The sequence below is a fragment of the Arthrobacter sp. FW306-1B-G06A genome (assembly GCF_058781765.1).
Window position 1 is genome coordinate 1 of record NZ_JBYSXB010000066.1, and the last position, 13910, is coordinate 13910.

10 protein-coding genes are annotated in these 13910 nt (G+C 64.4%); 3 read left to right on the plus strand and 7 right to left on the minus strand.

Annotated features, from left to right (window positions below; genetic code table 11):
• A partial coding sequence (locus tag AC3WJM_RS22305; protein ID WP_492272981.1) for a phosphoketolase family protein occupies positions 1-2045 on the minus strand: 2045 nt, incomplete at its 3' end.
• 268 nt (positions 2046-2313) lie between these two features.
• Here AC3WJM_RS22305 and mgtA point away from each other — a divergent pair.
• Entirely contained in the window at positions 2314-4992 is a 2679-nt protein-coding gene (mgtA, locus tag AC3WJM_RS22310) for a magnesium-translocating P-type ATPase (protein WP_492272982.1), read from the plus strand.
• Here mgtA and AC3WJM_RS22315 read toward each other — a convergent pair.
• Positions 4979-6154: an acetate/propionate family kinase gene (locus AC3WJM_RS22315; protein WP_441437550.1), complete on the minus strand. Its 1176-nt coding sequence runs from the start codon at positions 6152-6154 to the stop codon at positions 4979-4981. The two genes, mgtA and AC3WJM_RS22315, sit on opposite strands and share 14 nt — an antisense overlap.
• Before the next feature lie 176 nt (positions 6155-6330).
• On the opposite strand from AC3WJM_RS22315, the gene AC3WJM_RS22320 reads away from it, so the two are divergent.
• Positions 6331-7188 (plus strand): universal stress protein, encoded by an 858-nt coding sequence (locus AC3WJM_RS22320; protein WP_306960160.1) that lies wholly within the window; start codon positions 6331-6333, stop codon positions 7186-7188.
• A 60-nt stretch (positions 7189-7248) separates the two neighbouring features.
• Here the strand turns inward: AC3WJM_RS22320 and AC3WJM_RS22325 are convergent, their stop codons facing one another.
• The 4 genes from AC3WJM_RS22325 to AC3WJM_RS22340 form a co-directional block, all read right to left on the minus strand.
• Positions 7249-9150, minus strand: a complete 1902-nt coding sequence (locus AC3WJM_RS22325; protein WP_492272983.1) for a heavy metal translocating P-type ATPase — start codon at positions 9148-9150, stop codon at positions 7249-7251.
• Positions 9151-9204: 54 nt separating this feature from the next.
• Positions 9205-10272, minus strand: a complete 1068-nt coding sequence (locus AC3WJM_RS22330; protein WP_492272984.1) for a zinc-dependent alcohol dehydrogenase family protein — start codon at positions 10270-10272, stop codon at positions 9205-9207.
• Positions 10273-10326: 54 nt separating this feature from the next.
• On the minus strand, positions 10327-10791 hold the full coding sequence (locus AC3WJM_RS22335; RefSeq protein WP_492272985.1) for a pyridoxamine 5'-phosphate oxidase family protein: 465 nt from the start codon (positions 10789-10791) through the stop codon (positions 10327-10329).
• Positions 10792-10855: 64 nt separating this feature from the next.
• On the minus strand, positions 10856-11326 hold the full coding sequence (locus AC3WJM_RS22340; RefSeq protein WP_059389003.1) for a pyridoxamine 5'-phosphate oxidase family protein: 471 nt from the start codon (positions 11324-11326) through the stop codon (positions 10856-10858).
• 168 nt (positions 11327-11494) lie between these two features.
• Here AC3WJM_RS22340 and AC3WJM_RS22345 point away from each other — a divergent pair, with 168 nt between their 5' ends.
• The gene (locus AC3WJM_RS22345; RefSeq protein ID WP_284989211.1) at positions 11495-13210 is read left to right on the plus strand and encodes a GAF domain-containing sensor histidine kinase; all 1716 of its coding nucleotides are present in this window, start codon (positions 11495-11497) and stop codon (positions 13208-13210) included.
• 20 nt (positions 13211-13230) lie between these two features.
• On the opposite strand, the gene AC3WJM_RS22350 is transcribed toward AC3WJM_RS22345, so the two are convergent.
• A complete protein-coding gene (locus tag AC3WJM_RS22350; protein WP_492272986.1) occupies positions 13231-13875 on the minus strand; it encodes a response regulator in 645 nt (214 codons plus the stop codon).
• Positions 13876-13910: the final 35 nt, after the last annotated feature.

Here is a 13910-nt window from a genome sequence, read left to right on the forward strand (position 1 = left end):
GCGTCGCGGGGCGGGAGGACCATGGCATCCATGACGTTGACAACGCGGACCACGAGTCCGGGCAGATGTTCTTGCAGCAACCAGGCTGCGGCCAGCGTCTCCTGGGTGGGGATGTCCCCTGCACAGGCCAGGACGACGTCGGGCACAGCCCGGGCGCCGTCGGGCTCGCCGCCGAAGGGCTGCTCGTTCCCGGCCCAAGACCAGATGGACGCTCCTGCCTCGGCGTGGCGCCTCGCCTCCTCCAGGGTGAGGTACTGCGGGTGCGGTTGTTTGTCTACGACCACCAGATTGACGTAGTCCTTGCTGCGAAGGATGTGGTCGGCAGTGACGAGGAGGGTATTTGCGTCCGGTGGCAGGTAGACGCGGGTGACGGTGCCCGACAGGGACAGCACCGTATCGATCAGTCCGGGCCCTTGGTGGCTGAATCCGTTGTGGTCGTTGCGCCAGCAGGTGGAGGTCAGGAGTATGTTCAGGCTCGGCACGGGGGCACGCCATTCAAGTTCCCTCGCATGCTGGAGCCATTTGGCGTGTTGGACGGTCATCGACGCGCTGACCATCGCGAAGGCCTCATAGCTGGCGAACAGTCCATGGCGGCCCGTGAGGAGGTATCCCTCCAGCCAACCCTGGCACAGGTGTTCGGACAGGACTTCCATGACCCTGCCTCCCGGCGAGACGTGGTCTTCCGTCGCGGCATGGTCGCCGGCTCGCGCCGGTTCCAGGAGGCAACGGTCGGTGGCCTCGAAGACAGCCCCGAGCCGGTTGCTGTTGGTTTCGTCCGGGCAGAAGAGCCGGAACCGCGGATCCGGGGCCGTAGCGATGTAGACATCCCGGAGCAGCTCCCCGAGCGGCCGGGTGGTTTCGTGGACGACCGACCCCCGCGGGGCCGCCGGTACCGCGTACTGTTCCAGCCCGGGGATCTCAAGGACAGTCCCGGTCCCGCCCCGGCCCGCACGGGCTGCGCCCATGCGAAGACTGCCCTCCGGAGCAAGCGCGGCCAGTTCGGAGACGAGCCGGCCCGCGTCGTCGAAGAGAGTTTCCGGCTGGTAGGAGCGCATCCAGGCCTCAAGCTGCGACAGGTGTTCGGGATTCTCGCGAACGTTTGCCAAGGGCACTTGGTGGGAGCGAAAGGTTCCTTCGACGGGAAGCCCGTCCACCATGGCTGGCCCGGTCCACCCTTTTGGCGTCCGCAGGATGATGGCAGGCCATCGCGCGGGGCCGTGCACGCCCTGGCTACGCGCTGTGGATTGCAGTTCGCGGATGCGCCCATAAGACTCGTCCATCGCGGAGGCCAATGCGCGGTGGACAAGCACCGGGCCCTCGCCGGAGACGGTCACCGGATCCCAGCCATGGGCACTGAGCAGCGCTTCGACGTCCTCGTCGGATTTGCGGCCCAGGACGGTCGGTCCCGAGATCTTGTATCCATTGAGATGGAGTATCGGTAGGACGGCGCCGTCCCGGGCCGGATTGAGGAAGGATGGCGCCTTCCATGAAGCCTCCAACGGGCCGGTCTCGGCTTCGCCATCGCCGATGACGCAAGCGACAATCAGTCCGGGGTTGTCCATGGCCGCGCCCGTGGCGTGCATCAAGGAGTAGCCAAGCTCGCCCCCTTCGTGGATGGATCCGGGAGTGGCCGGACCGACATGGCTCGCGATCCCGCCCGGCGTCGAAAATTGCCGGACAAGGCGCCGGAGTCCCTGGAGGTCCATCCCCACTTTGGGATAGATCTCCGAGTAGGTGCCCTCAAGATAGACGTTGGCGACGACGGCGGGACCGCCGTGGCCTGGACCAGCGACGAACAAGACTTCCGCTGAGGTTCGCCTGATCAGGCGGTTCAAATGGGCATAGATCAACGACAGCCCGGGGCTGGTTCCCCAGTGGCCAAGGAGCCGGGGCTTGATGTGGCGCGGGAGCAAGGGCTCTCTCAGTAGAGGGTTTTCCTGAAGGTAGATCTGGGCCACCGTGAGGTAATTGGCCGCAGACCAGTACCGGTTCAATTGCTCGAAGTCTTCGGCCGACTCGCCGGTGACGGGGGTTCCGGTTTCCATGGGCTTGCCTCTTCCGGGTTCGACGGCGTGGAATGCACGCGTTTCTGGCGTCTGGACTGTTCTGGTCTTCACGGTGTCAGATGCGCGACCGGGGCGGTTAGGGCCATAGGGCCCTAGGCCGCGCCGCTGCGAGACTGCTATCACAATTCCACGTAGCCACTTCCAACCGCTCGACACAACCCAACCCACGGCACTCGTCCTCCCTCCCCAAGCCGTACCCTTATCCCAAGGGCGACTCCCTCAGGCAACGCATTCGAACGGATACGGCATGTCAGATCTCAACGTCAAGGAGCGGCACCGCATGCAGCTGCCGATCAACGAGGCCGCATGCCTTCCTCCGGACCAAGTGCTCGAACATCTGGGCTCCAGCCCAGCCGGCCTGACAAACAAAGAAGCCGCGGAACGCCTCGCAGAACTCGGCCCGAACGCCGTCCGGACGCACCGGGCCAACGGTTGGGCGGTATTGGGCCGGCAGTTCGCCAGCCCCATCCTCATCCTGCTGATCATTACGGCAGGGCTTTCCCTTTTCCTGGGCGATGCCACGAATTCGATCGTGATCGGCGTGATCCTCCTGGTCAGCGTGGGTTTGGGCTTCACCAATGAATTCCGCGCCGAACGGGCCTCCGAAGCCTTGCATTCCCGGGTAACCCACCGCGCCGTCGTGCTGCGCGACGGAACCACGCAGGAGGTGGACGTCACCGCTCTGGTGCCGGGCGACGTCGTACACCTGAGCCTGGGCGCCATCATCCCCGCCGACATCCGCCTCCTGAGCACCAAGAACCTCCTCTGCGACGAAAGCATCCTGACGGGGGAGTCCCTGCCAGCCGGCAAAGATCACGCCCCCGTGGCACCCGGATCGTCCCTGGGGGACCTCGCATCCTGCGTCTTCATGGGAACCGTCATCCAGTCCGGCGGCTGCACGGGCGTCGTCGTAGCCACGGGCGGCCGCGCCGAATTCGGCCGTATCGCGCTGGGCCTGGGAGAACGGCAACCCCAGACCGAGTTCCAGCTCGGGCTGAAGAGGTTCTCGTTCCTGCTTTTGCAGGTGGCTATCGGGCTCACCACGCTGATCTTCATCGCGAACCTGCTCCTGCAGCGCCCGCTGATCGAGTCTCTGCTGTTCTCCCTGGCAATCGCCGTCGGCATCACTCCGCAGCTGCTGCCCGCCGTCGTGAGCACCAGCCTCGCTACCGGCACCCGCCAGCTGGCCCGGCGGAAGGTCCTGGTCAAACGGCTGGTTTGCATCGAGGACCTGGGCGACATGGACATCCTGGTTACCGACAAGACGGGCACCCTCACCGAGGGGCGCATCAGCTTCATCGGCGCGCTGCCCGCCTCCCCGGACGTCTCCGACGCCGAACTCCTCACCTTGGGTCTGCTGGCCACCGAAACCGACTACTCCGAGGCCAAGCAATCCACGGCCGGGCAGAATCCGCTGGATGCCGCATTATGGGAAAGCTCAGGTGCGGCACCGTTTGATCCCACCCGCTTTGAGCGCCTCGACCTGATCGACTTCGACCACCAGCGCCGCCGGACCAGCGTTCTGGTGCGGGAAGCCGGCGGCCCCGCACGCCTGGTCACCAAGGGTGCCCCCGAGGACGTGCTCGCTCTCTGCGGGCCGACTTCGCCCAACGTGCAGGCCATGCTGGACGAACAGTTCGACGCCGGATCGCGCGTCGTCGCGGTGGCTACCCGTCCAGCCACGGGGATGAGTAACATCACGCCTGCTGATGAAGGGGACCTCGTCCTGGCAGGCTTCCTCGTCTTCCTCGACCGGCCCAAGGCAAACGCGGGAGCGTCCCTGGAACAATTGGCCACGCTGGGTATCTCCGTCAAGATCGCCACCGGGGACAACGCCAAAGTCGCCGAAAAAGTATGCTCCGAACTCGGCGTGATTTCGGGCGGAACCCTGACCGGCGCCGACGTGGACGTATTGTCAGACACCGAGCTGGCCGCGGCCGCCCGGGAAGCCACCATCTTTGCCCGCGTCTCGCCCGAGCAGAAGGCGCGGATCATCACCCTGCTGCGCCAAAGCGGCGGAGCGGTGGGCTTCATGGGCGACGGTGTGAATGACGCCCTGGCCCTTCACAAAGCCGACATCGGGATCTCCGTGGACAGCGCCACCGACGTCGCCAAGGACGCCGCCGACATAGTGCTTTTGGAAAAGGACCTGGGAGTCCTGGCCGAGGGCGTGATGGAGGGCCGGAGGATCTTCGCGAACACCATCAAATACGTGCTGATGGGTACGTCCAGCAACTTCGGAAACATGTTCAGCGCCGCCACGGCGTCGGTGGTACTGAGCTTCCTCCCCATGCTGCCGGGGCAGATCCTGCTCAACAACCTGCTCTACGACAGCGGCCAATTGGCCATCCCGGGCGACCGCGTGGACAAGGAACAGCTGTTGGCACCATCGCATTGGAACATCGCGTTCATACGGCGCTTCATGTTCCTCTTCGGGCCGATCAGTTCACTCTTCGACTTTGCGACCTTCGCGCTCATGCTGTTCGTCTTTAACGCGGTCCCGGGGGAGTTCCGGGCAGGCTGGTTCATCGAATCCATCGCCACGCAGACCCTCATCATTTTCGCCATCCGGACCCGGCGGGTCCCGTTCCTGCGAAGCCGCCCTTCGGCTGGTCTGTTGACTGCATCCTTGGGAGTGGTGGCCGCGGGGATCTTCCTGCCGTTGTCACCACTGGCGGGCCTGCTGGGCTTCGATCCATTGCCGGCGCCGTTCTTCCTGTCGCTACTGGGAATGATCGTCGTCTACATGGTCCTGGTGGAAGTCGCCAAGCAATGGTTCTTCGCCCGGGCCGCGCAGCAGCTGCCGGAGCTTCCGACGCCGGTGCGCCGTCGGCCGGATACCCACCACATCTCGCGCCGCGCCGCCCGCTTCAGCGCTCCCGTTGCCGGGATTGCGCCAGGGCGTCCATCAGTCACTCTTCGTTGAGGCATCGAATCGCCGATTCGTCCGAAAGCACGACGGCGGCCGTCGCCTCGGCGATGGCGCGTTCCTCGTCGCTCGGGACCACCAGGACCGGAAAAGCCGATGCGTCGGTGCTGATGACGCGGACGCCGGTCTCGGCGGAGCGGTTCCTGGCTTCGTCGACAAAGAGGCCGAGGGGCCCTAGCCGCGACACAACCTGGGACCTGAACCGGCTGGAATGTTCGCCAATGCCCCCGGTAAGGATCAGGGCAGCAGCCCCGCCGACCACCATGTTGTAAGCGGCGATGTACTTGGCCAGCCGGTAGGCGGCCATGTCCGAAGCGAGGATCGCACGGGTGTCACCCTGCCGTGCGGCGTCCTGGATTGCGCGCATGTCAGCCGATCCGGCCAGGCCCAGAAGGCCCGCCCGATGGTTGAGGAGCTCGTCGATTTCATCCGGTCCGAGGCCGCGGCGCTGCAGCAAGGTGACAATGGACGGATCCAGATCGCCGGAACGGGTGCCCATGACCAACCCCTCCAGGGGGGTCATGCCCATGGACGTGTCGACGCTGCGGCCCTCCCGTACGGCGGTAACCGAGGCGCCATTGCCAAGGTGCGCCACCACCGCATTCAAGGCGCCCGGCGGGACACCGAGGTACGTCCCCGTATGGCGGCAAGCCATCTCGACGGAGATCCCGTGGAAACCGTAACGCTTGATCCCGTATTTCGTATGCAGCTCGTCCGGAACGGCGTAGCGGGAGGCATGGTCGGGAATCGTGCGGTGGAAGGCCGTGTCGAATACGGCCACCTGGGGCGTGCGCGGCCAACGGGCGGCCGCGGCACGCATGCACGTCGCGCTGGCCGCGTTGTGGAGCGGCGCAAACTCGACAAGTTCCTGGATGTCATCCATGACGGTCTGGGTAACACGGACCGGAGAACTGAAGCGATCCCCGCCGTGGACCACCCTGTGTCCGATGGCGTCAGGGCGTTCCCCGCCCGTAATGTCCCGAATGGCGGCATCGACCACGTCGAACACGTTTCCAAGGAAGACGGGATCCAGCGTGCCCTCTTGCGGGCTGTTGATGGCCCGTTCCAGCAGGATACCGGGACTCGGGTCAGATGGTCCGAGGCGCCGTAGCTGGTACTTCAAGGATGAGGAACCTGGATTCAATACGAGGATCAGCACTCTGACGTCCTTTCAGGAAGACCACGCGGCACCCGACCATGGAACGCGATACCCCTCGAGGAACATAACCCGGAAATTGCGCTCGCGGGGAGGGTCTTACGGCCCTTGCAGGTCAACGACGCAGCCGACGAAACTGGGGGGAGATTGCTGCTGGTTCCGGGAAGGCACGTGGGCTCGTGAAGACAAAGATCCTCGTTGGTGTCGATGGGTCCGTGGTCGGTAGTGCTGCCGCGGACTGGGCTGCCGAACGGGCCCGTGATCTTGGTCTTCAGCTCAACCTGGTCCATGCCGTTCCTGAGCCATGGGCGTTCCCGGAGAAGGCCCTCCACGATGGGGCGACTGCAGAAGCAAAGGACCTGCTGAAAGGCGAGTCAGCGCGGGTCGCCGCACGGTTTCCCTCCCTGGAGGTAGTGACGACACTGAGTTCCGGAGAGCCCGCCGAAACCATGCGCAAGCTTTCTGCGGATGCGGAAATGGTCGTCGTGGGAACCGATAGACGCCCCGGCAACCACGGCGAAGGATTCGGTTCGGTCAGCTTTCAGATCGCGGTCATCAGCCATTGCGCCGTCGCGATTGTGCCAGCCCCCTCAACGCGCGAGTCATCCGGCGTAGTAGTTGGTGTCGATGGTTCCCGGGACTCCGAACTCGCCGTCGAGTGTGCAGCTGACGAGGCGCAGCGAATGGGGCAGGAACTCGTGATCGTCCATGCCGGTAGCGGCCGCGCTCCTGCACCGTCCGGGAGATCAGTGCGCGGGACCGGGCCTGCAGAACCTGGACTCGATGGGCACGCGCTGTTGTCCAAATCGGTCCACGGCCTGGAGGGGCGGCACCCGGGTTTGGCCATACTCAAGATCCTGGACTTTGAGCGTGCGCCGGCCGAAGCGCTCCTGGATGCCAGTACCCGTGCACGGCTGCTGGTCATGGGCTGCAAAGGAAGAGGCGGTGCCCGCGTGCTCGTCGGCTCTGTGGCTCAGCATGTGCTGCTCAACGTCCAGTGCCCGACGCTGATAACCCGCCCGGTTGTGCAAACATAGCCGCCGGGCGGAAGCAACCGGCCTTGGTTGCTCCACCCTGTCGGGCGGGCGGCCGGCAGGCTAGGGCCGAAAGTCGCGGTCCAATTTTCGGAGCCGGTCAAGGGGGACACGCCCTGGCGAATCGACCCCCGGTTTTCGGCTGTGCCCCAAGGCCCGGAGGGCATTCAAGATGGTCGCGAGATCTACCAACTCCTGCAGGAGAGCCCCGGCAACCGCCGGGACGAAGCCGTATGCTGCCGCGGCCATCAACCCCACGCTAAGGAGAATGCCTGTCCAGATGCTGGTGCGGGCGATGTGGATGGTGTGCCGGCCGATGTCAACGGCAGCGGCCACCTTGGATAGGTCATCGAGCATGATGACGACGTCGGCCGATTCGCTGGCCGCGGTTGCTCCCCGGGCACCCATTGCTACACCGACGTCGGACGCGGCGAGGACAGGTGCGTCGTTGACTCCATCACCGACCATCAGGACCGGTCGGTCGTTCAATTCGGCGACGGCGGCCACCTTGTCGGCAGGCAGGCAATCGGCCAGGACCCGGGTTATCCCGGCTTCGGCCGCAATATGTGAGGCAGTGGAACGGGTGTCGCCAGTCAGGAGCATGGTTTCCCGCACCCCGAGGCGTCGCAGCTGGGCCAGGGTGGCCACCGCGTTTTCCCGCAAAGGGTCGCTCATGATCAGCGTTCCAGCGAAGTGCCCGTCCACGCCGACGGCGATCCCAAGTTGTCCGCTGGCCACGTCTGCCTTCTCGAAGCCGCTTGTAGCTGGGCCGACGAAGGCAGCTTTGCCCACCTTTACAGTCTGGCTTCCGCAGACTGCCGTGACCCCCTGGGTCGCGTGCTCGTTGGCGCTGGTGACGGGCAACAGATGGAGGCCGCGGGTCCGTGCTGCATCAATCACGGAGGCTGCCAGCACATGCGAGGACGACTGTTCAGCGGACGCTGCGAGTTGCAGTATCCGATCGGCTGACATGCCTGGCGCGGCGGTCGCGGAAACCTGTATGGCGTGCAGCGCGGGGCGGCCGTGCGTCAGTGTCCCGGTCTTGTCGAAGACCGCCGTCCTGACGCGGGCGAGCTGTTCGAGTGTGCCGGCATTCTTGATGATGATTCCCGAGTGGGCTGCCCGGCTGGTGCCGGCAAGGAACGCCACAGGTGCTGCGATCAACAAAGGACACGGTGTCGCAACGACGAGCACCTGGGCAAACCGTTCCGGATCGTGACTGAAGTACCATGCGATTCCTGCCAGCAGGAAGGCGAATATCGTGAAGGGAACGGCGTATCGGTCCGCAAGCCTGACGGTGGGGGCGCGGCTCGCCGCGGCTTCTTGGACCAGGGCCACGATCCGGCTGTACTGGGAGTCTGCAGCGGTGGCACTTGCAACAACGCGAACGGCTTCGTCGCCGTTAACCGATCCACTCATGACGGGGTCGCCCTTGCCGTGCTCGACCGGCAGGCTTTCGCCAGTCAAGGAGGATTCATCGAAAGTCCCGGCAGAGGAGAGCAAGAGACCGTCTACGGGGACGATTTCGGAGGGTTTGACCAACAGTGTGTCTCCGGAGCGGATGCTCCCCACGGGAACCTCTTCCACCGGGTTGCCTGGGGTCTCGCGGTGCGCGGTCCGCGGAGCCCGCTCAAGGAGGGCTTTCAGTTCGTGCGTAGCCCTTCCGTGGGCAAATTCCTCCAGGGCGTCTCCTCCCGTGAGCATGAGGACGATGATGAGGGAGGCAAGGTATTCTCCGACCACGAGGGTGCTGGCGATGGCCGTCACCGCCAACAGGTCGATGCCCCACCGTCCCCGGAAGAGATCCCTGATCATGGACACGGCGCGGTACGCGGCCACGGTTAGCGCATAGATAGTCGCTGTTGCCTGTGCCGCTGGCATTTGACCGAGGCCCCACAGTGCCCCGACGCACACTCCTACGAGGAGTGTGGCCGCGACGAGCGGAAAGCGCAGAATTGTGGCCATGGGAGCCGCCGCTCTTGGGTGCCGATTCGGGGAAGGAGCTTCAGCAACGGTTGCCTAGTGGTGGGATTCCCGGCTGAGGATGACCTTCAGGGCGTGTGTTTCAGCCGCCCTTGAGAAAGTGTCGTAAGCATCGATGATCTGTCCCAGGGTGAAGTGGTGCGTCGCGAATTTCTCGGCGGGGATCTTGTGCTGGGCCACCAGGCGGAGGAGCATCGGCGTCGTGTTGGTGTTGACGAGGCCCATGCTGATGTTGATGTTGCGGATCCAGAGGTCCTGGAGGCGCAGTTCAACGGACTTTCCGTGCACGCCGATGTTGGCCACATTCCCGCCGGGGCGCACGAGCCGCAAGGCCATATCGAAGGTGTCCGGGATCCCGACTGCTTCGATGGCGACATCCACTCCTGCGCCGTCGGTGTAGGACATGACGTCGCTGATCCAAGCAGGACCGGAGGGGTTCACGACCCCCGTTGCGCCGAACTCCCGGGCCCGGAGAAGGCGCCCTTCGTCCGGGTCTATGGCGATGATGGTGGCGGCGCCGTGGAGGCCTGATGTGGCTATCGCGGCGAGGCCGATGGGGCCCGCTCCGACGACGGCGACGACGTCGCCTGGCTTGATGCGACCGGCTTGGACTCCGATTTCGAACGCCGTGGGCAGGATGTCGGAGAGCATGACGGCTTGGTCATCGGTGACCCCGTGGGGCAGTTTGTAGAGCGAGTTGTCCGCGTAGGGGACACGCACGTACTCGGCTTGGGTGCCGTCAATGAGATGGCCGAAGATCCAACCGGTTCCTGCTTGGCCCTCCTCGCCGGAGCAGTGCGAGTAGAGGCCCTTCTTGCAGTTGCCGCAATGTCCGCAGGACTTGATGCAGGAAATGAGGACGCGGTCTCCGGGCCTGAGCCCGGTGACGGAGGAACCTACTTCGGTGACCGTTCCGACGCCCTCATGGCCGAGGACCCGTCCCTCCTGGACCGCCGGAACGTCGCCTTTGAGGATATGAAGGTCCGTACCGCAGATTGTGGTGGTATCGATGCGGACGACGGCGTCGGTGGGGTTGACGATGTGGGGATCCGGGACGTCCGTCCAGGACTTTTGTCCGGGTCCGCCATAGACGAGTGCTTTCATGATGCTCCATCACGGTAGGGCAAGAGGTACCGTCGGCGACGCCGGCAGCAAGAGTCAGTGGAACAGCTCGGAGCGCGCATCCCACAGGGGAGTGTTCCAGATATCGGGCCGGGTGGCCTTGAACCGTCGACCAGTGAGGGCATCCAATGTCAAACGCAGATAGTGGCTCTTGCTGCCCGGCTGCCAGGGATCCAGGTGGAGGGCATCGGCTGCCGCCTTTTCACGCGGGTCGACGATGAAGTGCGCCTGCCCTCTGGCGACGACGCTCCAGGCCTTCCCGGTGCCCGCATCGAAACCATCGATTTCGAGCGCGCAGGGATGGCGCATCGTGTTCCAGAATTTCGTGCCGGTCCCTGTGCGGAAGACGATGGATCCGTGGTCCACGACGTAGTTCACGGGGAAAATGTCCGGATGGTCCTCGACAATAACGGCTAGCCTGCCAACGGTTGCGTGGCCAAGCAATTCGAAGCATTCGTCTGGACTCAGTCTTTCGATTTCATCCGTTGATTGACGGTTCATGACCCTGACGCTACCGGTGGCTCTCCGCCGTCGTTAGGGGCTTTAGACCCGCCGGGCGACCCCGTCATTCGAGTCCGGCGCGGGTTGCGTCATCCAGGGGACTCCACCACGTCAGGGGAGGGGTGACGGTGAAGCGGCGTCCGGTAATTGACGTCGGAACGATGCGGACGAAGTGGTCTTTGCGGCCCGCCTGCCAGGGGAAAAGGAGCAGCCCGACCGTATCGAGGACCTCCTGGGTCAGCTTGATGGCAACAGCGTGACCTTTCACGACCACGCTCCACGCCACCCCGGTGTCCGGGTTGACGCCGTCGGCCTCCAGCGCAACCGGTGTTTCGCCCAGGGCCGAGTGGAGCTTGGTCCCTTCTGCGGTCCGGAAAACGAGGGTGCCATGGTCAACCTTGTAGTTGATCGGGAAGATGTCTGGATGGTCTAGTACCCACACTGCGAGGCGTCCCACCGAGACGCCGCGCATGAGCTCCCAGCATTGCTGAGGTTGCAGGACCTCCGGTTCCGGGGTTGATGGTTTGTTCGTCATGACGGAGAGGCTACGCCCGGGAGTGAGCTGGAAACAGGGCACAAAGACCCGGGCCTCAAGGGCGTCTGGGCGAACGCGAGACTCGGGGAGTAGTCTGGCATCGGATACGCCAGCTGCCACGACACGGGTACCTGCCCCGTGTGGGCTGCACCGCTTGAAAGGCAGTAAATGAACGGCTCTCTTCCAGATCCTGTGCGGCCTGATCGCCTTCATGTCACGGGAACCCGGATCGAAGACCTGCTGAGGGACTTTTTGGCCAGGGCCGGAGAACTCCTGGATGCCCAGGAGCAGATGCGGGGGCTTCTGGAAGCGGTGGTCGCCGTCGCCGAAGACTTGAGCCTGGAAGCCGTTCTGGACCGGGTGGTCAAGTCCGCGTGCCGGCTACTGCATGCCCGCTACGGCGCGTTGGGAGTCATCGGCGAAAACAAGTCTTTGAGCCACTTCGTCACAGTCGGGATCGACGAGGACCTTGCACGCCGCATCGGCCCGCTGCCCACCGGGCACGGGGTCCTCGGCCTGCTGATCAGCGAACCCGCGCCCCTCCGTCTTCATGATTTGCACCAGCATCCGAAGTCATACGGATTCCCTGCAAACCATCCACCCATGAAGTCTTTCCTTGGTGTCCCGGTGCGGGTCCGGGACGTCGTCTTCGGCAATCTGTACCTGACGGAAAAAGAGGGGGGTGGCGATTTCACTCCCGAAGACGAGGATCTTGCCGTCGCATTGGCTGCTGCTGCCGGCGTGGCCATCGAGAACGCCCGCCTCTATGAGGACGCCCGCCGCCGCGCGTCCTGGCTCGAAGCATGCATGGATGTGACCGGCCGGATGCTCGGCGACGACCGGACCTCGGAGCCGGAAAATGTCGGGCTTGACCAGATAGCCGACAGGGCGCTCCGGGAATCCGGTTCCCAGCTGGCCCTGATTCTCGTTCCAGATGGAGGGGTGGATTCGTACTGCGTCGCGGGTGCCGCGGGAACGGAGAGCGCACATTTCGCCGGAAATATCCTGCCCATGGATTCCGCCGTCATCAGGTCGGTCGCCGCCACCGGGATGCCCGCCTGCATGGACGAGGCCGGAGACATCCTTGGACTGGCTGACGGCTTGTCCAAGGGAAAACTCCTGGCGATAGATCTCAGTGCACAGGGCGCCCATCATGGACTTCTGTTTCTGGTTCGGGCCCCTGGAACGGGGCCGTTCGCTAAGACGGATGTGGAGATGGGGGCCGTGTTCGGCTCACACGTGGCCTTGGGCCTGGAGCTTGACCGGATTCACCGGCTCCGTGAACAACTGGTGGTCTTCTCGGATCGGGACCGCATTGCCCGGGACCTGCACGACCTCGTCATCCAGCGCCTTTTCGCCGCGGGACTCAGCATCCAAAGCCTGCGGCGGTTCACTACAGGCGAACCTGCCTTGACCCGGATCAATGCGGTCACGGCTGAACTGGATGAGACCATCAGGGACCTCCGCAACACCATCTACTCGTTGCGCTCTTCCGGCGAGCAGGAGTTGCTGAGCAGCCGGATACTGCAGACTGTCCGCACTGCCACCAGGTCCCTGCCCTTCGCCCCCCACCTCACGCTCACGGGGGCGGTCGATTCAGTGCTCGACGACGGAACAGTCACCAACGCGCTGGCGGTCATCTCCGAAGGCCTCAGCAATGCGGTCCGTCACTCCGAGGCCGAGGCAATCAGCGTTTCAGTGTCCGTGGAAGACGGCATGCTGACCTTGATCATCGAAGACGACGGCAGGGGCTTCAGGGATGCCGTCCCCGGAAATGGCCTGGTGAACATGGAACAGCGGGCCTCGGAGTTGCGTGGTTCGTTTGAGGTGACCAGCGCCCCAACGAAGGGGACTACCTTGGTGTGGTCGGTTCCGGCCCACTGAGTTTCCCGTCTGCTGGTCCGTCAACGGACGGTTCCGGTGTCCGTTTCCGGTCCGTGGGCAATATAGACGGCTGCCTGGGTGCGACGTTCGAATCCCAGCTTTGCCAGCATCGAGGACACGTAGTTCTTCACCGTTTTCTCGGCGAGCTGCATGAGTTCCCCGATCTGCCGGTTTGTCAGGCCCTGTCCGACCAGATCGAGGACCCGCCTCTCCTGGGGTGTCAATGAGGCGACCCTGGGATCCACACGCCGGGGCTCGGTGAGTCCCTGGATGATCTTCGCCTTCACTGACGCATCAAACAACGACTCACCGCGCGCGGCCTGGCGGAGCGCACCTATCAGGTCGGTACCGCCGATTTCCTTGAGGACGTACCCGGCCGCACCGGCAAGGACGGCTCCCCGCAGGGCTTGTTCGTCGTCGTAGCTGGTCAGTATCAAGCAATTCAGGGTGGGGTCCACGGAGCGCACCTCCCGGCACACTTCGATGCCCGTGCCGTCGGGCAAGCGGGCGTCTAGCACTGACACGTCGGGGCGCAAAGCGGGAATCCGCCGTGCGGCTTCCTCCGCGGAGCCGGACATGCCCACCACCACAAAGCCTTCGCTCTCGAGCAGTTCCTGCAGCCCCCGGCGGACAAGCTCATGATCATCAAGGACATAGACGCGGATGGGCGGCGCGCCAAGGACCCGGGCGTCGCTTCGGG